Source organism: Sporosarcina cyprini, assembly GCF_022048975.1.
GTDB classification, from domain to species: domain Bacteria; phylum Bacillota; class Bacilli; order Bacillales_A; family Planococcaceae; genus Sporosarcina; species Sporosarcina cyprini.
This window is the reverse complement of sequence record NZ_JAKMHX010000030.1, coordinates 603,770-627,130: the sequence shown is the minus strand read 5'-3', so window position 1 is coordinate 627,130 and position 23,361 is coordinate 603,770. Positions and strand designations below refer to the sequence as shown.

The following is a 23,361-nucleotide window of genomic DNA, read 5'->3' as shown; positions in this document are numbered from 1 at the left end:
GATGGTAGATAAAACAAAACCGTTAACAGATTTGGCGATTGCGTCTCAGGCGGTCATGCAGCCGATTGGCGAGATTGCTGAGAAGGCAGGCATTCCAGAGGAAGCGGTCGAACCGTACGGCAGATACAAAGCAAAGATTGATGTCAGCAAGCTGCAGACGAAACAAGCGGCTGGGAAGGTCGTTCTAGTCTCTGCTACTAGCCCGACACCTGCAGGGGAAGGAAAGTCCACAGTAACAGTAGGATTAGCGGATGCGCTTGCTAGATTGGGCAAGAAATCGATGATTGCGCTCCGTGAACCGTCACTCGGCCCTGTAATGGGAGTCAAGGGTGGTGCAGCTGGTGGCGGGTATGCCCAAGTGTTGCCGATGGAAGAAATCAATCTGCATTTCAACGGAGACATCCATGCGATCACGACTGCGAATAACGCATTAAGCGCACTCATCGATAACCATATCCACCAAGGGAATGCCCTTGGAATCGATCCGCGGCGAATTACGTGGAAACGAGCATTGGATATGAATGATCGTGCACTCCGTCATGTCACAATCGGATTAGGGGGTCCTGCCCAAGGTGTGCCACGGGAGGATGGATTCGATATTACTGTCGCTTCTGAAATCATGGCGGTATTCTGCCTAGCAACGAGCCTGAATGATTTGAAGGAGAAGCTTTCTCAAATGGTGATCGGCTACACATACAATAAAGAAGCCGTTACTGTCCGAGATCTGGGCGTCGAAGGGGCACTGACGCTACTGCTGAAGGAAGCGTTCAAGCCAAATCTCGTTCAAACGATCGAGGGAACCCCTGCTTTGATCCACGGCGGTCCTTTCGCTAATATCGCGCATGGCTGCAACTCTTTGATGGCGACTAATACAGCGAGACAGCTTGCAGATATCGTCGTTACGGAGGCAGGCTTTGGTTCCGACCTCGGTGCTGAGAAATTCATGGATATTAAGGCACGCAAAGGTGGATTTGCGCCTGACGCGGTTGTCTTGGTTACAACAATCCGCGCTTTGAAAATGCATGGAGGAGTAGCCAAACAGGACTTAGGTGCAGAAAATGTATCTGCCTTGCAGCAAGGAATTGTGAACTTGGAGAAGCATATTGAAACGGTTCAAGCGTTTGGCGTCCAGCCGGTCGTTGCACTAAACCGTTTTATTACAGATTCTAAGCCTGAGCTGGACTTCGTCCTGTCATGGTGCAAGTCAAAAGGGGTGCGGGCAGCGTTGACGGATGTGTGGGGACAAGGCGGACAAGGTGGTCTTGATCTTGCGAATGAAGTGCTTGCGCTTTTGGATGAGCCGAAACAATTTGCGCCATTGTATGATGTGGAACAGCCGGTCATTGACAAAATTACAGCGATTGTTCAAAAAGTATATGGTGGTGAAGGAATTATCCTCACCGATAAAGCGATGAAGGATTTGAAGGCGATCGAGCAAAATGGATGGGATATCCTACCGATTTGTATGGCGAAGACACAATATTCATTTACGGATGATCCGAAGAAGTTGGGCAGACCAACAGATTTCAAAATTACAATCCGTGAAATTATCCCTAAGCTTGGTGCTGGTTTCCTCGTCTGCTTGACAGGAGACATTATGACAATGCCTGGCCTGCCTAAACAGCCAGCAGCCCTCCAAATGGGTATCGATGAAAATGGCAATGCTGTTGGGTTAATGTAATGTAAAAAGAGACGGCCTCCTGTAGCATAGGGAGACCGTCTCTTTTTTGGAATTATGGCGAATTTGTGAATTCCTCTCGTCAAATCAAATTATTTAGGTCGTTTAGCATAGTTAGGGGTGTATAAATAGTCTATAATGTTTATGAAATATACGGACCGCAAAAGGGGAATACGTCTTTGGCTAGGAATTTTAGATTAAAACTAACTGTAATCTTAATTGTATTCTCGCTAGTTCTTTCCTTTGTCATTGCAATGTTTGATTATATGAAACTGAAAGAAAGTGTCATTGCAAGCCAGGCTGCCAAGATTTCCATGGCAGAGGACAAAATAATAAGCAATCTTTCGACCATCGATACCGTATACGATTTGTTCGACAAGGAAATGTCAGATAAAATGAAGGAATTTTCGAATGAGTTAGTTCAAAAATACGAGGAAGAGTCCGATTTTGCCCAATGGAATTTTGATGAGCTGAAGAAGAAGTATGGTATGGAAGTTTTCGTATTGAATGATAATAATACAGTATTATATAGCAGTTTTAAACAAGATATTGGTTTGAACTTTAGCGATTGCTGTCCGAAGTTTTCCAAACTGCTGGATAGCAGGAGGGAAGGGTCAAACTTTTCACATGACGGAATGGATATCCAATCGAAGACAGGGGAAATAAAGAAATTCAGTTATATGCCGACGCCTGATCATCTTTACTTAATAGAATTGGCAGCCTCATTAGAGGATGAAGAGATTTTTAAGAAGTTTAATTTCCTGGAGACAAGCAAGGAACTGGAAGATACATATGATATTATCGATAGCATACATGTCTATAACTCCGGAGGTTTTATACTTGGACAGAAAACCGATGGTTACATGCAGAAGAAAATTGAGGAGCCGTTTTTCTCGGTTTTCAACGAAGTTAATCAGAGCGGGGAAGTGAGAGAACTTACTCTAGTTGCAGATGGACGTCAAAAAACGTATCGATATATTCCGTATATAGCGGAAGAAAGACGTGGTTATTCAACAAACCGTGTAGTAGAAATTGTGTATAACGATTCCGAGTTGACGGGATTATTGCATACATATAAAAACCAGTTCATTAAACAGCTATTAGTAATTATTACGGCAGCAGTAGGATTATCATTCATTATTGGCCGGCTCGTTGCAGCCCCGATTCACTTAGCGTTCCATGACAGTATGACAGGACTGAAAAACCGTGCGGCCTTCGAGGATGAGGTGCAAAGAAGCTTGGCCGGAAGCACTCCGCTTGCGTTGCTTATGATTGATTTAGACAACTTCAAGCAGGTGAATGACAGGCTTGGACATGGAGAAGGAGATCGTATTTTGAAACAGGCTGCCACTATGATAGCTGAAGTGGTAGAACCGAAGGCAGTTGCCGCAAGGGTTGGTGGAGACGAATTTCTCGTGTTATTTAAAAAAGCCGAGGAACATGCGGTACGCCAGGCAGCAGAGGAATTGCTATTGAAAATAGAAGGCAATGTAATCGGAATGCGTTTAACAAACGAGATTCCGCTCTCCGTCAGTATCGGAATCGCATTTTCCGATAGAAATGATACGTTTGATACACTCTATGCAAAAGCTGACGACGCACTCTACCAATCGAAAGAGAACGGTAAAAATCGCTACAGCGTACATGAACCGCTGTGCACTAGCTAATCCCATGAGCAGGCGGAGAAAAGAGTTAATATTTTCTCCGTCTATTTTTCTCCCCAGTTTTTAAATCTATCTTTTTAACATGAAGGTAGTTTGCATACCAAGAGAAGCTTGATATCGGATGATCTTAACCGGAATAGATTGACCGATGAAACTGTAATAGGAATTCTGTAATGATCGGCGAACTCTGAAAAACTGCAGAGAATTAAATCACAGGCGAATCGTTTAAAAGGACTGTCACAGACTATCAGTTTGCCACTGATAGTCTGGACAGTCCTTTGAACTTCTCTTATAGTGATTTATCGTCTACGCTGTTGAGCCAAGATTCGATGGCGCCAACGACAGACTGTACGCAGCCGTCTTCAAATGGAGAGATGAGGTTGGCATCACGCACGAGTTCCGTGAATTTCTTGGAACCGCCGAGTCGGCAAAGGTGAATGTAATCATTCCAAGCTTCCTCGCGGTTTTCTAGCGAGCGTTTCCAGAATTGGAACGCACAGATTTGCGCGAGTGTGTAATCGATATAGTAGAATGGCACTTCATATATATGAGATTGACGTTGCCACACGCCGCCAGCTTCCAAGTATGGATTGCCGTCATAATCACGTTTTGGCAAGTACGTTTTTTCAAGCTCTTTCCAAGCGGCTTTGCGCTCGGCAGGCGTCATTTCAGGATGTTCATAGACGAGATGTTGGAATTCATCCACTGCGACACCATAAGGCAAGAAGAGCAGACCGCTGCTTAGGTGAGCAAACTTGTATTTTTCCGTTTCTTCCTCAAAAAATAGTTCCATCCATGGCCACGTGAAGAATTCCATGCTCATGGAATGGATCTCAGCCCCTTCATGTGTCGGCCAAACGTATTCAGGAATCCCGATATTTCGGCTGGAATAGACTTGGAATGCATGTCCTGCCTCATGTGTCAGTACATCGATATCGCCAGATGTACCGTTGAAGTTGGAGAAGATGAACGGCGAATCATAGTTGTCGATAAATGTGCAGTAGCCGCCAGATTCTTTGCCTTTTTTCGCTTCCAAGTCTAGCAAGTTCTTGTCTGTCATGAATGTAAAGAATTCATCCGTTTCCGGGGAGAGCTCTTGATACATTTTCTTGCCGTTTTCAATGATCCATTCGGAAGATCCTTTCGGCTTCGCGTTGCCTGTTAAGAAATTCAATGATTGATCGTAGAATTTCAACTTATCGACGCCGATCCGTTCTGCTTGTCGATCGTATAGCTTATTCGCTAGAGGAACAATGTAGTCCCGCACTTGGTCGCGGAAGTTTTTCACCATATCGGCATCATAGCCGATCCGATTCATCCGGGCATAGCCAAGTTCCACAAAATTCTTGAAGCCTAGTTTTGTTGCGATTTCATGACGGATTTTTACTAAATCATCGTAGATGCGGTCAAATTGTTCTCCATTGTCTTCGTAGAATGCATAGGAGGCTTCCATCGCAGACTTTCTGACAGAGCGGTCCGTTGACTCCGCATATGGAGCGAGTTGAGCTAGAGTCAATGTTTTGCCGTCAAACTCGATCTGTGCAGAGGCTACCAGCTTCGCGTACTCTGACGTCAGCTTGTTTTCTTGCTGCAAGAGAGGAAGGACTTCGGATGAAAATGACTTGATGGCATTATCCGCCAATGCGAAAAGCTGTGGGCCCCATTTCTCTTCCAGTTCTTTTCGGAAAGGAGTTGCAACGAGCTCTTTGTAGAAAGCGGTTCCAAGTTCCTGGAATTCAGGATTAATTTCATCGAAATAGTCCCGTTCCTTTTGGTAGTATTCATCATTCGTATCGATGGACGCACGAATATAAACCAGATTGGCCTGTGTTGAGAAATCGCTGCCGATCGCGTTAATTTTTTCAATTACTTCATTTTGTTTGTCGTACGAGTCCGCGGCGCGGAACTGCTCCAATAAATCATGGAATTGTTCTTTGATTTCCGCCATATCCGGTCTCGTATATTGGTAGTCTTCAAATTTCAACATATACATTTCCCCTAACGATAAAATTGTGAATAGTTTTCACTCTTTCATTGTTCCTTAATCTCTGGAAAATTGCAAAACAAAAATGTTGTCTATGAATAAAAACAGTTTATAATGAACGACGAGAAGCGTTTTTTAGTGTACGATGGTATCGAACACTATTTATTATTTGGTGAGGATGATACAAATGGACATAATGGAATATACGCGGGAGGAATTGGTCGACCCGACCGGCATATTAAGCGGGACCCGCTATGAATTTCATCTATACCTCCAGTTAGATCCCGAGGATGAACTTTACGATGAAAAAGGGACGGGCCTGCGGATCATCTTTTTGGTGGATGGTGAAGAAGAGAGAATCGTTTCCTACAACTTTTTTGAAAGGGCGACAGGGAATGTCCTCGATTTCGAATTAGATGATGAGGAATACACGGAAATAGAGCAATTTTGCAAGGCACATCTTGCACAATAAAAAATCGGAGCGCAAAAGCGGCTCCGATTTTTTCGTTTATTTAGCACCACGCTAATGCCATTAGAAAGTAAAGCGGTTGACCTCTTTTTGCAGGCTTTCGGCGAGTGATGCAAGTGTTTGGGAACTCGTCGAAATCTCTTCGTTCACAGCCAGCTGCTCTTCTGTGGCTGCGCTCGTTTCCTGTGCGATGAATGCCGTAGATTCGGCTATCTTCTGAATCTGATGCGAAGAGTGGCTGATTGACTCTGTCATGTTTCGGATTTGGTCGATCGCAAGGGCAACGCGATTCACATTGCCGTGCACCTCTTCGACAGCTACTTCAATATGGTTGAATAATTGAAGTGAATTATCTGTTTCTGTTTTGCCGCTTTCGACTGTATTGCTGCCAAGGTTAATGGCAACAACCGCTTTCTTTGTAGCCGATTGGATCGATTCGATCATCGTCTCAATCTCGGTAGCAGACGTCTTGGATTGTTCGGCCAGCTTGCGGACTTCTTCTGCAACGACCGCAAACCCTTTACCATGCTCACCTGCACGGGCTGCTTCAATTGCGGCATTCAATGCCAATAAATTTGTCTGATCCGAAATAGCCGTTATGAGAGAAGTTACCTGCTGAATTTCAGCTGATTGCTTGGCCATCAGTTGAATAATCTCGGCAGCTTCCTGAATGGTCGTTTGGATCTGGCTCATTTTGCCTGATACTTCCCGAACTGTATGAGAGCCGTCTGATACGTAGGAAATAACGGATTGCATAGACTCCAGCATGTTTTCATTGCTTTGTGCAATGGCTGTGACATCATGCGATAAGGTACTGACAGATTCGGTCTGATCATTGATCAAACTTGTTTGCTGTTCACTCTCACGCATATTCTTTTCTGAAGCAGAAGCAACCATTTCCGATGAAGCGAGGCTTTCCTCCGAGCTAGCTGACAACTGTTCGGCTTGCGCAGCCAATTGGTGGGAGGAGAATCGAATCTGCTCAAGAAGCTGTTTGACGTCTGCAACCATCCGATTAAAGGCCGAAGCCATATCACCAATTTCGTCTTTATTTTTTATTGTGACCCGCTCGATTGTCAGGTCCCCATCAGCAATTTGTTCCAGCGCAGAAGTCATCTTCTTCACAGGCAATCCAATTTTCCTGTTGATCATGTTCGTGACAATGATGGAAAGTACGAGCCCAGCCAGTATTAATCCGATAGTAATTGAATGAATGATCATGGTCATATTTTCTAAGCTTTTTCTGGACGTCGCCATTTCTTCCAGCTGTCTTGCCTTCAGTTCCGTTGCCTTGTCCATCATTTCCATATTTAAGACGCTCGCCTGTTTTAACAGCACACGATTCTGTGTTTCGTTGCCTCTCATCAGCATATAGCTGATTTCATCCACCATCTGGCCAAACTCCTCATCCAGGGCTGTAAGCTCATCCACGAGATTCTTATTCTCAGAGGATGTAAAGGATTTGTTCATCTCCGCAATCAATTCATCCGCAACAGCCGTAGACTCATCCCGCTGTTGGACAAATTCCTGTGTTTTGAACAACACATAACTGCTGATGGCGATATATCTTTCTTTCTGTGCATTGATCAGCTCATCAGCCAGGCTGATTTTGTGCATGCGGTCGTCCAATAGGAATGCAAATTCATCGTTCATCTTTTTTGTCGAAATAAAAGATGCAGCTCCGATCAAGAGCATTAGGAAAAGCAATATGGAAAAGCCGAACCATATTCTTTTGGATACCGATAGTCTCATGTGTGAACCCCCCCAAAGTCGCAACTGAATTTTTATGAATCGGTACATATATCCTATTATACGGATTTGAGGAAATAATACTATAATTAAAATTAAAAAAAGTTAAGCGCTTCCAAATTTAATTTTACTATCCATGTGATCCGGCTATTGGAATGACAACGAAATCCGTGAAACAAATTGGGTGTTTTTTATTGAAAAATAGTAGATAATGTGTAGAGTAGATAAGTAAGAAATCAGAGGGAAAGGAAGCAGCTTTTCGTTCTGATCAAAGTCTAAGGAAAATGGAGTGTTCATAGATGAATAATGAAATTGTCGACATTACAATCATTGGGGGAGGCCCAACAGGTCTTTTCGCTTCTTTCTACGCAGGTATGCGGGAAATGTCGGTCAAAATTATAGATAGCCTGCCTCAATTAGGCGGACAGCTAATTGAATTGTATCCAGATAAGTATATTTATGATGTTGGCGGTTTTCCAAAGATCCTTGCGAAGGATCTTGTGGCGAACCTTGTGACACAAGCTCATTATTCCAACCCTGAAATCCATCTTGGCGAGACAGCAGTATCTGTGAAACGAGATGGCGATCATTTCATTCTGGAAACTGACAAAGGGGTTCATTTGACACGTACGATTTTGCTAACTGCCGGCATTGGAGCTTTCCAGCCACGGAAAATCGGTTTAGCCGAAGAGGTGGAATTTGAGGGAACTACACTGCATTATGGGATTAAAGACCTTTCCATGTTTAAAGACAAAAACGTACTTGTTTGCGGCGGCGGAGATTCGGCTGTTGACTGGGCTCTCATGCTAGAGGATATTGCCTCCAATGTTTCTTTAGTACACAGACGGGAACGGTTTACAGCACACGAAACAAGTGTCAACCAATTGATGGAATCAAAAGTCAATGTCCTAACATCACGTGCTGTGAAATCAATCTCCGGTGAAAACGGAATGGTCAGCGAAGTAGTTCTTGCACAGAAGGATGGCACAGAGGAAAGTGTTGAAATTGATCATCTAATCGTCAATTATGGAAACATTTCTTCCCTCGGACCGATTAAGGAGTGGGGCCTTGAAATGGACCGCACCTCCGTCTTAGTGAACTCAAAAATGGAAACAAATATTGAAGGAATCTACGCGGCAGGGGATATTACAAGCTACGATGGCAAAGTGAAACTGATTGCAGTCGGTTTAGGAGAAGCACCGGTAGCAGTAAACCATGCCAAAGCTTACATCGATCCGAAAGCAAGACTTCAGCCGCTTCATAGCACGAGTGTATTTAACTGAACCGAGTAAAGTAAAAACGCTCTCTCTGTCAATGACAGAGGGAGCGTTTTCTCTTTTCAAAGCCCAAGAAGGAGAAGAACGATTTAATGTTCTTCGCCTTATTCAAGTTAGAGGAAGAGGGATATTCCTATAATGAGCACAAGAGGAACAAAAATAATGAAATAAGATAAGGGCTGACCAAAGTTAATGGTCCATCCAACACCGAACCGCTTTTCGACGAAGAGGGATGGATCATTTCGATTCACGTAAAAAATGCCCGCTTTCCAATGTACATCCTCATCTATATCGGTTAATCCATCTTTACTTTCTTCCACTATATCGATTTCTATCCTCGCTCCGCCTTGCCCGATCTTAAAAGCGTAAAATGCTGTAGCAGCCAGTATAAGAATAACAAAACCAATTGGCAATATAAAAAGGACCGTTGAATTGCCTAGTTGATCATGGATGTTTGCCATTTGCAAATAACCTAGCAAAACGGTCACAAGGATAGAAACGAAAAACAAGAGCCAGCTGGAATACTTCCGAAAAGTAAGTTGCTGGATTTTCGATGCTTGTTTTTTTGCCGCACGCAGCCGGATTCCCGCACTTTTTGTCGACCAATGAATTAAGCCGAACATAGCTTGCATGATGAGCAGGATCACCAGCATCGCAATGGCTGAAAAAGGTGATTTATCACTGAAAGCATCCGGCTTTCCGTTCGGCCCCCAATGAGTCGGTATTTGATCAGGCAAGTTTGGATAATGAACTGCAGTGTACGCAAGCAAACCGAGTGTGATTACCATTGGCAGGGCAAATAGGAAAGTAGGAAGCATTTCATCCTGTGAGCGTAAGGAGAGATCGGTCACGGTCACTTGTTTTAACTGGTTTCCCCAAGCCTCTTTCTTTTTTAAAGCCATTACTTTTAAATGAAAGAAAAAATAGAGAATCATACTGCTTCCTAGCACAATGAACTGAAGGGCAAGTCCAGCCAGAATAAAGTTTTGTTCACTCATTATTGAAGATAGCCAGACAAATATTACACATGCCAGAACGCCCGTTATTAGCACCAATGCCGAATAGGTTCGTTTAAAAGTTGACAGCCTTGCATCATCTGTATGGCTTTCGGGAATCGTAACACCAAATGTAATGGTCTGTTTTGAAAAATATGGCATGGCGGATTGCATAAGAGTCAGGAATGCAATGATGGTAAGAAAAATAGTCATTTCCATATAGTTATTCCTCCGTGAGTTCCGAAATGAGAGACGATGCAAGCGAGAGGATTTCATCTCGCGTTATTCCATAGACGATCGATTCAGCGATCAAAGGGTGAAGTGTTTCGCGCATGCGATCTCTGCTCGATTCTGTACTCTTTTCCGGAATCGGATTAATGACAGCACCGGATTTAGGAATGACAGAAATAATCCCTTTTTGCTGAAGCTCATGATACGCCTTGTTCACTGTATGCATATTGACTCCCAAATCTGCTGCCAAGGACCGGACAGATGGCAATGTATCGTCTGGCTTCAATTCTTTTTTCGCAATCAAAGCAATCAATTGATTGGCCAGCTGGGTGTAAATAGGTATATCAGAAGCGGGTTCGATTTGAATTTGCAATGATCGTTCCTCCATTCTGTTCTAAAAGAATTATAACAAAACTGCTCTCCTATGAATAGCTTTCTTAGTAGGCAAGTTGTTTTCAAAAACAAAAAAGTGACGGATCGCAAGGGATCCGTCGCTTTTTTAGTTGGTCTCTCAAATGTCATTCATGTAATTCGGAGACGGTGACAAATGAATAGCCTTCGCTTTCCAAATACGTCAGGACAGCATCGAGCCCGTCAGCAGTCGATTGATGAATATCATGCATTAAAATAATGCTGCCGTCTTTCGTCTGCTGCTTCACTTTTTCTAGTATTTTGGTTGGATCATGATGCTGCCAATCCAACGTGTCGACATCCCACAAGACAATCGGGATATCGGAAAGACCGCGAATTCGTTGGTTCACTGCCCCGTAAGGAGGTCGGAAGGCGGTCGCCTTTTGTCCTGTTACCTCTTCAATCTTGGCAGACGTTTTTTGAATTTCTTCTATTACCCGGGCACTTGGGAGTTTAACAAGATTCGGATGGTTCCACGTGTGATTTCCTAACTCATGCCCTGCCTGTTGAACAGCAGCGGCGACGTCAGGATAATATTCCACCCGGCTTCCTAACATAAAGAAAGTTGCTTTGGCATCATGGCGATTCAGTATTTCTAAAATTTGAGGAGTCACTTTTGGCTCTGGACCATCGTCGAACGTCAACGCAACTCTCTTGGCAAGAGGTTGATCGGGATGAGTTGCTTCCCCTTCGCCGGTTGTTTCATCCTCTTTTGAGCTTTCTGGATGGGACGGCTTTACAGGCTTTTTCCCAATTTGTCCTTCCGTCTGTAAAGGATCGGCCTCTTCCGATTGATAAGCTTTCAAAACAATCGAGTTAATAGAGGAAAGTGGAATGGATACAATAGGCTGGCCAATAGTACGATCCGTCACAATTTGCGGATTGAGATAGAATACGATTTCTTCATCTGTCAGTGTATACTCCCTGAAGTTACTCCACAAAGGGGCAAGCCAGTTTTCGTAGTCATCTGCCAATTTTCCTTGTAAAGATGGATCTGCTTGTAACTCCTTCTTCACTTTCGTAGACAGGACATTCAAATGTTCCGGATTGCGGTTCATGACATCGGCAATCGTATGCATTGCGCCTGTCGAAGGATGCAAGTGGAAAGAATGAATGACCATGGATGTTTTCCCATCGCTGAAATTGCTTCCAGATACCATGACAAAGGAATAATGACCTGATTTATGGTGCATGGTCTCAAAAGAGATATTAAGTTCTCCGGTCGGATCCTTCTTCGTTTTCTTCAATTGTTCCATTCGTTTTAGAAAGTTTGCTCGTTCGTCGTTTATGTAAGAGAGTACCTGTTCATTGAATTCATTATGTGTACTTTGCGGATATTGAATGGCGTAGGGCATTTTTTTATCGTTAGACATTTCGGTGACAATTTTAATTCCTGGATAACTGGATTCGATGGATTCGATGGACACGGAAGCCGTTCCGTTTGTTTGGTTTTTCGGTTGCTCTTTGCTGTTACTCGGCCTGGAGATAATAAAGATCGCGGCAATGGTCAATGAAATAATGGTGACTGAAAACGCAAAATCAATCCAGATTTTCCGCCTAGGTTTTCTCATTCTGCTAAACTCCTTTTTCCTTTGTAAAGACTTAGACGGGGATAGTTGGAAAATAGTTTCGAATAAAACGATCTTTTGTCGAAACTTTATCTTTCTCTAGTATACAACATACAAAATCTGACACAATGGGATAAGTAGTGTTTTTATAAAAAAAGAGAGTAGAGAAATTGAACTTCTTCTAGTAGTTTTGTTTTAGTAAAATATAAGATAAATAAGTCACTCTATCATTTTATAGTTCTGAGGGTGGGGGAGTTTGCATGTGTGAATAAGTGATTGATAGTCATATTTCAACTTACCCAATACATGCCTTAATTTCTGGAAAATCCCAGGAATACAGCAAATCGAACCCTTCGCAGTTCGATTTGCTTAAGCCATGCCCACGGAAAGCGAGCGATGGAACGGAATGTAACAGTTTGTTCGCAACGTCTGGCCGTAGCGGAAATCAACTTTTTCGGCTTTACCTTCATTGTAGAAAACTCAGAAACTAAGGAGTTTTCTACATGAAACAAGCACATATCTTGCATAAAAGTGATTGTTTTTACGTCAGGAAATCCCCGTCATTCCCTTTTATATGAGAGTTTTTTGTGATATAATGTCCAAGGCCCGGATCTTGCAAATGCGGGTTAGCTGTTATGTGTTTACAATCGAATATTGTTAAACCGAACTTGCTGTTATCCCTATTGCAAAGAGAAAAAACAGAAGGTGGTTGACGAAATGGAAAAAGGCGGATATCGGGTATTATTATTCTACAAATATGTAGAAATTGAAGACCCAGAAACATTTACTGCCGAGCACTTGGCATTTTGTAAGGAACTTGGCTTGAAAGGCCGGATTCTGATCGGCAAGGAAGGCATTAACGGAACATGTTCAGGTACAATTGAACAGACCGATGCTTACATGGCGAAAATGCATAGTGATGAACGGTTTAAGGATCTCTGGTTCAAAATTGACGAAACGGATGGACATGCTTTCAAAAAAATGCACGTTCGTTACCGAACTGAAATCGTCAATTTAAGTTTGGATAAGGATATTGATCCAACTGAATTGACTGGAGAATATTTAAGTCCAGAAGAATTTTACAAGCAAATGCAAGAAGAAAATACAGTTGTTTTGGATGCCCGCAATGACTACGAGTATGATCTTGGCCATTTCAGAGGAGCCGTCCGTCCGGATATCGAGACATTCCGCGAACTTCCAGAATGGATTCAGGAAAACAAGGAAATGTTTGAAGGTAAGAAAATCCTTGCTTATTGCACAGGTGGAATTCGTTGTGAGAAATTCACTGGATGGTTGAAGCGTGAAGGTTTTGAAGATGTAGCTCACTTGCACGGCGGCATTGTGACATACGGAAAAGACCCAGTTGTTAAAGGTCAGTTATGGGATGGACAATGCTATGTGTTTGACGAAAGGATTGCAGTACCGGTCAATCAAGTAGAACATGTAGTTGTCGGTCGCGATCATTTTGACGGTACGCCTTGCGAACGGTATGTCAATTGTGCGAACCCAGAATGTAATGCGAAAATCCTCTGCTCGGAAGAAAACGAGCATTTGTATATGAGAAGCTGTTCAGATGAATGCCGTACGCATCCACGTAACCGTTATTTTGTAGAACATAACATGACGGTTGATGAGTTTAATCAACGGCTTGAAGCGATTGAAAAACGTCGTGAGGAAACAGCAGCAACGGTCAATTGATTTGTTGTTAAATAAGTAAGTCAAGCAAATAACTCAAATAAACTGCAGTTAAGTTCGAGTCATCTCGAATTTGATTGCAGTTTTTTGTGTTTCGAAGCAACTGTGTCATTTACTATGAGTAGGACTAAATTCATTTAATAACCTTATGAACTGGAAATATCCATATCATATTGATTCATTTACGGCTGGAAAAGAAACTATTCAGTTTACCTTGCGTATAGGAAATAGATTTCCATTAGGAGGGAACAGACATGAGAGCGATCATCAGAACCGCTATACTATTTGCGTCCTGTATAGTAGCAGCAGGATGTTCCAATGGAGGTAAAACCGAAGAGGCTCAACCTGCAAGCGATACAAAAGGACAAAAGCAGACAGAAGAGAAAGTAAGTACGGTAAGTCAGAAGGAGGAAGAGGAACAAACACATACAATGTCAATCCAACTTGGCCAGGCCGCATCCACTGCCGAAGAACTGGCGCAGTTCCCGCCTGGTCAACTGACGAAAGAGTTTTCTATTGATCAGGAAACATCTATGTGGGTTGGCCAAGAGGTTCACGCTGACATTCGAGAGGACTTTTTGAATGAAATGAAACCAATTCTTGAGTCAACTAAGGATCCAGAAGATTTGTATGCGGTGTTCCTTCATTTGCTTGGAGGTGCTCGATATCAGGAGGTTGTTGAGCCATTCGTTCATTTTTCACCAGCCTTTAAGGAGCCGGTTTTGCCGGAACCTTATGAAATAACGGCTGAAGGGAAACCGGCTGCTATCCCGTCAAAGGCAATTATTTTATTGGATGCCAGTTCCAGCATGCTGCTTCAGGCTGATGGCAAGCTGAAGATGGATACAGCCAAAAGTGCAGTCAAAGGATTTGCCGCCACAATCGGTAGTGAAAGTGACGTATCGTTATATGTATACGGCCACGCAGGCACTCAAAACAAATCGGATAAAACGTTGTCTTGCGGGACAATTGATGAAGTATATCCATTGAGTAAATATAAAGAAAAAGAATTTGAACAAGCTGTTGATTCAGTGAAAGCAAGTGGCTGGACCCCGTTGGCAGGTGCCATTAAACAGGCCCGGCTTGACCATGAAAAGACGGAAGAGGATCTGACATTATATATTGTCAGCGATGGAGCTGAAACATGCGATGGGAATCCAGTCGAGGAAGCAAAGGCTTTTGCCGAGCTTTCGAAAGAACGGCATGTGAATGTCATTGGTTTCCAAGTGGATCAAGAGGCTGAAAGCCAATTAAAGCAAGTGGCAGAGGCAGGGAATGGCACATATTTGGCAGCTGATTCCTTAGAGGAAATGACAGACGGAATCTCAAAAATGTGGCTGCCGTCTGATTTGGATTTAGTCAGTTTAATGTATTTTAAGGCGGATGCATGGCCCAAAACGATGGCACATGACAAAGTGCGGAGACTGGCAACCTCTGCGAGAGACCTGATTCGTGTAGAGAGCTATCGCTTTGCAGGTGCTGCTAAACTTCTCGAAGGGGAAGGATTAATTGATCAAGCAACAAAGGATGAGTTGTTAGGTATTGCGGAGAGGCACCGAGAGCAATACGATCAGATGATCGATGCACTTGAGGAAGAGAAGGATACATTAATTCAAGATGAGTCGGATCGGATTGATAAAAAAATTGATGATTATATGGAGCGGATCGAGAAATTGAAAAAGGAACAAGGGAAATGAATGAACTGGCGCCAGGTACGTTAGCTTACCTCGCGCCAGTTTTGTCTTTGTTGGAAGAAAATTGGTCTGAAAAGACGTCGTATGCCCCGAATTTCATGCTTCAAAGAACGTCATGTATGTATTGACAACATTCTTTATTTTGTCAAATTGGTTCACGACTACATTCTTGTCCTTATTTTTGTTTGTAGATGGTATACTACTAAGAGTGAATTTGAATTTTGGAGGACTTTACAACAATGGAATGGAAAAATATTTATCGCGGATTCTTAATGGGAATCAGCGACTTGATACCTGGTGTCAGTGGAGGAACGATAGCGTTCATCCTTGGAATTTATGATCGTTTGTTATCAGCAATTAGTGGTTTTTTTAGCCGGGATTGGAAGAAACATATCGGTTTTCTTTTGCCACTTGGCATAGGGATCGGCTTAACATTAGTTTTATTCAGCCGGGTCATCGATTATTTATTGAAGAATTATAATCAGCCCACTCAGTTTTTCTTTCTTGGTTTGATCATTGGCATTGTTCCTTTTATTTCCAAACAAGCGAATGTGCGGACGAATTTTAAATTTGGGCACTATCTTCTTTTGCTTCTTGTCGCGGCAGCTTTGGCATCGACAGCCTTCATGAAACCGGCTGACGCCGCTGTCATCACTTCGTTGACTGCTACAAATACACTGGGCCTGTTCTTTGCAGGCTGGGCAGGGAGCATGGCGATGTTGCTGCCAGGGATCAGCGGTTCGTTCATCTTATTACTGCTAGGCGTTTACCCGACAGCAATAAATGCTCTTTCCACAATGAATTTCCCATTGATCCTCGTGATCGGTGCTGGTGTGATTGTTGGATTTATTGTGAGTAGCAAGGCCATTGCATATTTGCTGCATCATTATACGCACAGCATGTTTGCCATCATTATCGGGTTGATTCTCGGATCTATTTTTGTTATCTACCCGGGAATTCCTGAGAGCGGGACTCCGTTTGTAATGAGTGCCATCGCGCTAATTACCGGTTTGATCGTTGCGAATATGTTTAATGTGGCAGATCCAAAAACAAAATAAATGACTTATTGTACCGTTTCCGTGAGGATTACTTGTGAGTGATCCCCGTGGAAACGGTTTTTTTATGTAAGAAAAATAAAAAAAGATCCGACCAATCCGTTAGGAGGATGGCAGATCTCAAATCTTTATGAAAGCGGCAATGCCGCCATGACAATCCAGCAAATATGGTAGACAACAATTATAATGTACAAGAGTAAAGCAGACAACAATAAAAAACGTAAATATAACCGATGTGTTATTTTAGTTACCAAAAATAAGAGAGCCAACGGAAGGCAGAATTTGATTAAATAAAAAATAGGGATATTCATCTCGTATATCGATCTCATGAGAGGGTTGAACTCTTCGATCAGCCCTTGGCGCAAGCCGAGATCTGTAAAAATGGCATCTATCATGCTTAAGCATAATAGCAGGAAAGACGCGTTCCATAATCTGCTTCTTGATTGGGGTAATGTTCTTGCCGTTTCCATGGTTTCACTCCCGATACATTGTTCGCTGTTGCTAGTAACCGTTCCTTAGACATATAGCATATGGATTCTTGCTGTTTTTTATTCAAGCGATTGTCATGCACGAATAAAAAAATTCTGTACGGCCTTATTTTCGCAATAAAAGAAAAAAAGTCATTGCGTGACTGGCAATAAATACTTATATTGAGTGGAGACAGTTGGGGCAACGAGTAAAAACAGGCAAGTTATCATAACAATAAGTCTGATCAAGGGTGAAGAATAATGGCATTTCAGTTAGTGAAACCGGCAGCTGCTTATGAAGTTAGTTATCAGTCATTCCGCAAAGAATGGAAATCTCCGTATGAAGAATACGCGCCGTCCTTTATTCGCAAAGAGCTTGGTGATGTTCAAGAATTTGTTCAGCGATGTGCAGATGCTGAAAAAGGAATCGGGCTTCCTGAAGGGTGGGTGCCGTATTCTACTTTTTGGCTGCTGAAAAATAAGCGCATAATTGGTGCTGCGGTTTTGCGTCACGGGCTGAACGAGCGCTTAGTTAACACGGAGGGACATATCAGTTTAGGAATCAGGCCGAGTGAGAGAGGAAATGGCTATGGCCGGGTCATCCTCTCACTGGCGCTTGCTGAGTTAAGAAAGCTTGGAATTGAAAGGGCACTTGTAGTATGTGAAGAAGGGAATATTCCGTCGGAGCGGATGATTATTCGTCTAGGCGGAGAAAGAGATGTTGATTTTAAAGAAAGGGATGGCACCGTATTGCGGCGCTATTGGATCAGTATATGAGAAAAGAAGAGCAGGTAAAGAAGTGGATAGAAGATCATCTTAATGCGAAGGTGGCTGACATAACTAAAGCGGCAGATGGTTTTTTTAATGAAGTATTTATCGTGCAAGTCAATGAGAAAAGAGCAGCTGTCCGGTTATGCCGGCAACAGGATAGAACGGAGCAGGAATTAGAAGCTGAAATGCAATGGCTGGATCATCTCAGCTCCTGTGGCATCGCTGTCGCAAAATCGTATAAAACGACAGGCGATCGTTCCGTTTTTCCATTCACGTACAACGGAGAATCCTATTGGCTTTGTTTCTTTGAACATACCGAAGGGCAGCCAGTTGATGTGCTCGATACTACTGTTTGGAATGAATCGCTCTTCCATGAATGGGGAAAGCAATTAGCCTCATTGCATTGTGTAGACAAGCTGGATATACAGGGGCGCAGCTCAGGCTTCGAAAAGCTGCAGCAAATGAAGCTGGAGGAAGAATGGCTCCGTTATGCATTTCAAAGGCTAATGCAGCAAATGAGTGGATGGGAACAGAATGAAGAGGTGTATGGTTTTATCCATCACGATCTCCATCAAGGAAATTTTCATATTCGAGAAGGAAAACTGATCTTCTTTGATTTCGACGATTGCGGGAATCATTTCTATGCACAGGACATAGCGGTTTCCATCTATCATGCCCTATGGACGGGTACATCGTTTCACCCCGATTGGGATGATTTTCCGAGTGTCTTCCTTCACTCATTCCTTTCCGGGTATACCTCAAAGAAAACGTTGTCTAGAATAGTGATGGAGCAGGTTTTGGTCTCTATGCACATGAGAGAAGTGTTCCTTTATTCACTTTTCAAGAATACGTGGGACATGGAGAGCCTGGAGGATTGGCAGAAATGGAAGCTGAACGAACTAGAAACTAATATAAGAAATAACAAGATTCCTTTCAAGAGCATGATGGAGGAGTCCCTTTATTTGTTCGGCTAATGCGTTCTGGCTTCGGAAATAAATAGATGAATGTAAAACAGGAGTAGAAAACGACATGTTTTCTCCTCCTGTTTTTTTATTAGCCGATAACCTGTTCTTGTAGTACTTCATTCATTGAAATGCCAAGTGCTTTCGCAACTCCTTCTCCGTAGGCAGGATCTGCCTGGTAGCAATGGCGGATGTGCCGGATCTTGATCTCCTTTGGAGCATCCCCCAAATTGCGTGCAGTATTGCCAAAGAGAACTTCTTTTTGGTCATCATTCATCAAATTGAACAACTTACCTGGCTGCGTGAAGTAGTCGCTGTCATCCTCGCGGAAATCCCAATGGGCTGCATCTCCGTAAAGCTTGAGTGGCGGCTCTTTGAAGTCCGGCTGCTCTTTCCATTCACCGAAACTGTTCGGTTCATACGAAGTCCGGCTGCCATGATTACCGTCTACGCGCATGGCTCCATCACGGTGGAAGCTATGGAACGGACATTTCGGTGCGTTGACCGGAATTTGGTGATGGTTGACTCCAAGACGGTACCTTTGCGCATCTCCGTACGAGAAAAGACGGGCTTGCAGCATTTTGTCAGGTGAGAATCCGATGCCAGGTACGATCGCTGCCGGCGTGAAAGCGGCTTGTTCCACTTCTGCAAAATAGTTATCTGGATTGCGGTTCAATTCAAACTCTCCAACTTCAATGAGTGGGAAGTCTTTTTTGTACCAGACTTTCGTCAAGTCGAATGGATTGTAATCCATTTGCAAAGCTTGATCTTCCGTCATGACTTGAATATACATTTTCCACTTCGGGAATTCTCCGTTGTCGATGCTGTTTAACAAGTCGCGCTGATGAGATTCGCGATCATGGCCGATCAACTCTGTCGCTTCCGCATCGGTCAAGTTTTCGATGCCTTGCTGGGAGCGGAAATGGAATTTTACCCAAACCCGTTCGTTGTTGGCATTGATCATGCTGTACGTATGACTTCCGAAACCATGCATATGCCGGTACGTTTTAGGAATGCCACGTTCACTCATAAGGATAGTAATTTGATGCAATGCTTCAGGAAGGGACGTCCAGAAATCCCAGTTGTTTGTCGCGCTCCGCATGTTTGTGCGCGGATCCCGTTTTACTGCATGGTTTAAATCTGGGAACTGGAGTGGATCCCGGAAGAAAAAGACGGGTGTATTGTTTCCGACGAGATCCCAGTTTCCTTCCTCTGTGTAAAATTTCAAAGCGAAGCCACGGATATCCCGCTCGGCATCTGCTGCTCCACGTTCTCCGGCTACCGTGGAAAAACGGGCGAACATGGGAGTTTGTTTGCCGACTTCAGAAAAGAGTTTAGCTCTCGTATATTGGGTAATGTCGTTTGTTACGGTAAATGTGCCATACGCACCTGATCCCTTTGCATGCATGCGTCTCTCCGGAATTACTTCTCGGTCAAAGTGAGCCAGTTTCTCAATTAGCCAAACATCTTGAAGAAGGACAGGACCTCTTGGACCGGCTGTCATGGAGTTTTGATTATCAACAACTGGAGCACCAGCAGCAGTTGTTAACCTATTTTGAGAACGATTATCATTATTGGACATGAGTGAAATCCCCCTTAGTTATTGATTTATCAATGTTCAATGATAACTATAGCAAAGTGCAAAACGGAAATCCATCATTTTGTTTATAATAATTATCGACAAATAATTCTTATCAAGAAGATATCATTATTAATATTCGACAAATGCCTACATGAAAATGTCGGATGAACCTGTTAACATGCTAAAAAGGTCGATTGCGCACTGATGGATCAAAACTGGGAGTGAAGTTCTAGCTGAAATGAACTTATGTTAGGTCATAAGAAGTAAAAAAGTTTTGAATGACGGATGACTAGTAAACTTATTTTCAGTATACTTTTGATAGAATGAAAGCCTGTGAGGCTAGGATGGAAGTGTAGGTATGACAAAAAGGCAGCTGGTCATCTATAGTTGTTTGACTGTTGTTTTCGTCAGTATCGTTGCGTTAATCAGTGCGAATTTCATCTCGACAAAGAAATATGTTCAAGATTCCGTTCAAAGAGAAACGAAGGAGCTCCTTTCTAATTTCGTAGCTGAAACGAACCGTTTTTCTTACGAACGAATTGTAGAACTGGAGTTAATTGCAGATTATCTCCCAACTGTCATGGGAGATCGGAAAGAATTATTGCTTTACTTGCATCGGCAAAATGAAAAGATGCCTTTTTTCGCGGGGCTTGGCATCATTGATGAAAAAGGAGTCATTCTGGCATCGGATGGATCTGAATTTCGAGTGCAGCAAGAAAAGTCTTTCCGAAAAGCCTTGAATGGAGAAATTGCTTTTAGTGATGTTTTCCGGCTGCGGCAGGACCCGACTCAAAAAGTCATTGCCATTTCAGTTCCCATCTATCAGGATGGAAAACCGCTTGGCGTGCTGTCAGGTGTAGTCAATATGTCTAATATCTTCGGGGAAATCGCAAAGGAATCCCATCTGCCCGGAGGGGTTTTCTTATTGAAAAACGATGAAGTTTTCTTTTCCTCTACAGATGAAGAACGGTTAAGTGATCTTGTACCGGATTTTAATGAGTTCTTATCGACAATCCATGCCAAACCTTCCGGATCTATTGATATCAATTTGAGAACGGCGCATTTCTTGTCGTATGAAATGACCTGGAATGATTGGATTGTCGTAGTTGATTCGGAAATGAACCCCGATCGGAAGCAGCTGGACGAAGCACTTTGGCAAAATGGTCTTGTTCTCTTCATTTCGGTGCTTGTTGTCATTGCCATTGTTATTTATGTTAACCATATCGAACGGGAAGAAAGAAATCGGATGAAGCGTGATTTACTAACAGGGCTCGGAAACCGGCTTCGGCTAGAGGAAGACCTCGAGTCGGCATTGACGGCTCAAAAGGACAAGTCATTTTCTCTATTTATTGTATCGATTGACCGGTTTGTCGATTTGAATGAACGACATGGCTATCATATCGGTGAACGGATTGTCTATTATGTCTGCAGAAAACTGGCAGCCTTCTCAGGAAAAGAACAAGTTTATCGTATTGGGGAGGATCTATTTGCCATTATCCGATATGGCGGCGGGTTCGGGGATGAATCATTCGCTGCCCATGTAGTCGCGTTGTTCGATGAACCGTTTGATGTGGGGGTGGAAGCTCCTGTTTGGATATCTGTAAGTGTCGGAATTCGGCAGGCAGCATTAGGTGACCAAGCAGGAGAAATCATTCAGGATGCCGTGCATGCAAATCAAGAAGCGCAAAAGGCCGGGGGAGGCCAATACGTTTGCATGACTGATGAGCTTTCGGCGGTTTGTGCACATCGAAGGAGAGTAGAGCTGCTATTGGAAAAGGCGCTGGAACGCAATGAGTTATACATCGTTTACCAACCGATCTATTGCATAGCTCTAAATAGAATTGTCAGTTTTGAATCACTGATGCGCTGGTCATCGCCAGAACTTGGTGAAGTTGGGCCAATGGAATTCATTCCCTATATGGAAGAGTCCGATTTGATCATTCCAATTGGGAAATGGCTGATTCATGAAGTAGCCATGCAAGTAATCCGGTGGGATGAGGAAGGTTTCCGTGATTTTACGGTCACTGTAAATATTTCAGTCAAGCAATTATTGCATCCTACGTTTTTGCGAGATGTGATGACGATGCTGATGGATACGGGTGTCGATCCGACGAGTCTAGTGTTTGAATTAACCGAATCGGTCGTAGTAGAAAATATCGAGACAGCGAAAGAAGTAATTTCCACTTTAAACGCCATGGGAATCCAAACTGCGCTTGATGACTTTGGAACAGGCTATTCTTCATTGTCCATCTTGAGGGTGCTGCCATTTCAATTTGTCAAAATTGACCGGGCGTTTGTACGGGAGCTGGAAACTGATAATGGGTTGTCCAAAGCAGTTTTGCGCGGGGTTATTGGAATTGCAGAGGAACTAGGTTTAGGAACGATTGCAGAAGGAGTCGAGAAACTCGAACAGCTTCGATCACTGGAGACGTTAGGCGCCGAGAGAATTCAAGGCTACTACATCAGTAAACCTCTATTGCCGAAAGAGGCTGTCCAGACGCTCAGAAAAACTGATTGGTTATCCCAATAACTCTATACCGGGTTGAATGGAAGTAGTTATGAATAAAAAAGAGGCGCTTTCTACTAATCTACAGAAAGTGCCTCTTTTCATTGCTTCGTTTTTAAAATGGAAGTTTAATTAGATATCCGATCGTCAGGCAAAGAATAGAGGAAATAGCAGTACCGATGGATGCAAAAAGAATATATCTTCTGAAGTCCATTCCGCTTGACCCGGACATGTAGCAAATAACATGGCGCATGCCAGGAACGAAATAGCCAATCGTGACAGCCCAAGAGCCGTACCGGTCAAACCATCTATTCACAAGCTGAAGCCGTTTCGGTGACAAAGAAATCCATTTTCCGTATTTATCTAATAGCGGTTTACCGATCTTTCTGCCAAACGCGAATGTTACGAGCGTGCCCGACATTACACCGAGCATCGTCACCACCATGGCAACCGGATAATTGAATGTGCCGAGTGACGATAAATGTCCGACAAACGCTACTACCACCTCATCGGGAAGTGGCAATCCAAAAATTCCAAGAGCAAGAAAGATAAAAATCGCATAATAGCCATATTGTATAAAGAAATCTTGAAATTGCAGCATAC

At 43.2% G+C, this 23,361-nt stretch carries 18 protein-coding genes; 10 read left to right on the top strand and 8 right to left on the bottom strand.

The window, feature by feature from the left end; translation table 11 throughout:
• Position 1 precedes the first annotated feature (1 nt).
• Both L7D49_RS15735 and L7D49_RS15730 read left to right on the top strand, forming a co-directional pair.
• Positions 2–1,681, top strand: a complete 1,680-nt coding sequence (locus L7D49_RS15735) for a formate--tetrahydrofolate ligase (protein WP_238082511.1) — start codon at positions 2–4, stop codon at positions 1,679–1,681.
• A 176-nt stretch (positions 1,682–1,857) separates the two neighbouring features.
• Entirely contained in the window at positions 1,858–3,345 is a 1,488-nt protein-coding gene (locus L7D49_RS15730) for a GGDEF domain-containing protein (RefSeq protein ID WP_238082510.1), read from the top strand.
• Between the two features lie 286 nt (positions 3,346–3,631).
• On the opposite strand, the gene L7D49_RS15725 is transcribed toward L7D49_RS15730, so the two are convergent.
• Positions 3,632–5,329, bottom strand: a complete 1,698-nt coding sequence (locus L7D49_RS15725) for a M3 family oligoendopeptidase (protein ID WP_238082508.1) — start codon at positions 5,327–5,329, stop codon at positions 3,632–3,634.
• A gap of 184 nt (positions 5,330–5,513) precedes the next feature.
• Here L7D49_RS15725 and L7D49_RS15720 point away from each other — a divergent pair, with 184 nt between their 5' ends.
• Positions 5,514–5,798, top strand: a complete 285-nt coding sequence (locus tag L7D49_RS15720) for a DUF6509 family protein (protein WP_238082506.1) — start codon at positions 5,514–5,516, stop codon at positions 5,796–5,798.
• A gap of 60 nt (positions 5,799–5,858) precedes the next feature.
• Here the strand turns inward: L7D49_RS15720 and L7D49_RS15715 are convergent, their stop codons facing one another.
• Complete coding sequence (locus L7D49_RS15715) at positions 5,859–7,547, bottom strand: methyl-accepting chemotaxis protein (protein WP_238082504.1); 1,689 nt, start codon at positions 7,545–7,547, stop codon at positions 5,859–5,861.
• Between the two features lie 296 nt (positions 7,548–7,843).
• On the opposite strand from L7D49_RS15715, the gene L7D49_RS15710 reads away from it, so the two are divergent.
• Entirely contained in the window at positions 7,844–8,827 is a 984-nt protein-coding gene (locus L7D49_RS15710; RefSeq protein WP_238082503.1) for an NAD(P)/FAD-dependent oxidoreductase, read from the top strand.
• A gap of 107 nt (positions 8,828–8,934) precedes the next feature.
• Here the strand turns inward: L7D49_RS15710 and L7D49_RS15705 are convergent, their stop codons facing one another.
• The 3 genes from L7D49_RS15705 to L7D49_RS15695 all read right to left on the bottom strand — a co-directional run bounded on the left by L7D49_RS15705 (position 8,935) and on the right by L7D49_RS15695 (position 12,029).
• The gene (locus L7D49_RS15705) at positions 8,935–10,035 is read right to left on the bottom strand and encodes a DUF1648 domain-containing protein (protein WP_238082501.1); all 1,101 of its coding nucleotides are present in this window, start codon (positions 10,033–10,035) and stop codon (positions 8,935–8,937) included.
• Between the two features lie 4 nt (positions 10,036–10,039).
• Positions 10,040–10,420 (bottom strand): GntR family transcriptional regulator, encoded by a 381-nt coding sequence (locus L7D49_RS15700; protein ID WP_238082499.1) that lies wholly within the window; start codon positions 10,418–10,420, stop codon positions 10,040–10,042.
• Between the two features lie 145 nt (positions 10,421–10,565).
• A complete protein-coding gene (locus tag L7D49_RS15695; RefSeq protein WP_238082497.1) occupies positions 10,566–12,029 on the bottom strand; it encodes a polysaccharide deacetylase family protein in 1,464 nt (487 codons plus the stop codon).
• A 714-nt stretch (positions 12,030–12,743) separates the two neighbouring features.
• Between L7D49_RS15695 and trhO the strand changes: the two genes are divergently transcribed.
• The 3 genes from trhO (at position 12,744) to L7D49_RS15680 (ending at position 16,473) form a co-directional block, all read left to right on the top strand.
• Positions 12,744–13,724, top strand: coding sequence for an oxygen-dependent tRNA uridine(34) hydroxylase TrhO (trhO, locus tag L7D49_RS15690; protein ID WP_238082495.1), 981 nt, complete (start codon positions 12,744–12,746; stop codon positions 13,722–13,724).
• A 251-nt stretch (positions 13,725–13,975) separates the two neighbouring features.
• Positions 13,976–15,418, top strand: coding sequence for a VWA domain-containing protein (locus tag L7D49_RS15685; protein WP_238082493.1), 1,443 nt, complete (start codon positions 13,976–13,978; stop codon positions 15,416–15,418).
• 236 nt (positions 15,419–15,654) lie between these two features.
• Positions 15,655–16,473, top strand: a complete 819-nt coding sequence (locus tag L7D49_RS15680; protein WP_238082491.1) for a DUF368 domain-containing protein — start codon at positions 15,655–15,657, stop codon at positions 16,471–16,473.
• Positions 16,474–16,598: 125 nt separating this feature from the next.
• On the opposite strand, the gene L7D49_RS20455 is transcribed toward L7D49_RS15680, so the two are convergent.
• The gene (locus tag L7D49_RS20455; protein WP_472908862.1) at positions 16,599–16,940 is read right to left on the bottom strand and encodes a DUF5658 family protein; all 342 of its coding nucleotides are present in this window, start codon (positions 16,938–16,940) and stop codon (positions 16,599–16,601) included.
• A 258-nt stretch (positions 16,941–17,198) separates the two neighbouring features.
• Between L7D49_RS20455 and L7D49_RS15675 the strand changes: the two genes are divergently transcribed.
• A complete protein-coding gene (locus tag L7D49_RS15675) occupies positions 17,199–17,714 on the top strand; it encodes a GNAT family N-acetyltransferase (protein ID WP_238082489.1) in 516 nt (171 codons plus the stop codon).
• Positions 17,711–18,682, top strand: coding sequence for a phosphotransferase enzyme family protein (locus tag L7D49_RS15670; protein ID WP_238082487.1), 972 nt, complete (start codon positions 17,711–17,713; stop codon positions 18,680–18,682). The genes L7D49_RS15675 and L7D49_RS15670 overlap by 4 nt, the downstream gene beginning before the upstream one ends.
• Positions 18,683–18,761: 79 nt before the next feature.
• On the opposite strand, the gene L7D49_RS15665 is transcribed toward L7D49_RS15670, so the two are convergent.
• A complete protein-coding gene (locus tag L7D49_RS15665; RefSeq protein WP_238082485.1) occupies positions 18,762–20,252 on the bottom strand; it encodes a catalase in 1,491 nt (496 codons plus the stop codon).
• A 358-nt stretch (positions 20,253–20,610) separates the two neighbouring features.
• On the opposite strand from L7D49_RS15665, the gene L7D49_RS15660 reads away from it, so the two are divergent.
• Positions 20,611–22,782 carry a bifunctional diguanylate cyclase/phosphodiesterase gene (locus L7D49_RS15660; protein WP_238082483.1) on the top strand — a complete coding sequence of 724 codons (2,172 nt, stop codon included), beginning with the start codon at positions 20,611–20,613 and terminating at the stop codon, positions 22,780–22,782.
• A 91-nt stretch (positions 22,783–22,873) separates the two neighbouring features.
• Here L7D49_RS15660 and L7D49_RS15655 read toward each other — a convergent pair whose 3' ends face one another.
• Positions 22,874–23,359, bottom strand: a complete 486-nt coding sequence (locus tag L7D49_RS15655) for a DedA family protein (protein WP_238082481.1) — start codon at positions 23,357–23,359, stop codon at positions 22,874–22,876.
• Positions 23,360–23,361 lie beyond the last annotated feature (2 nt).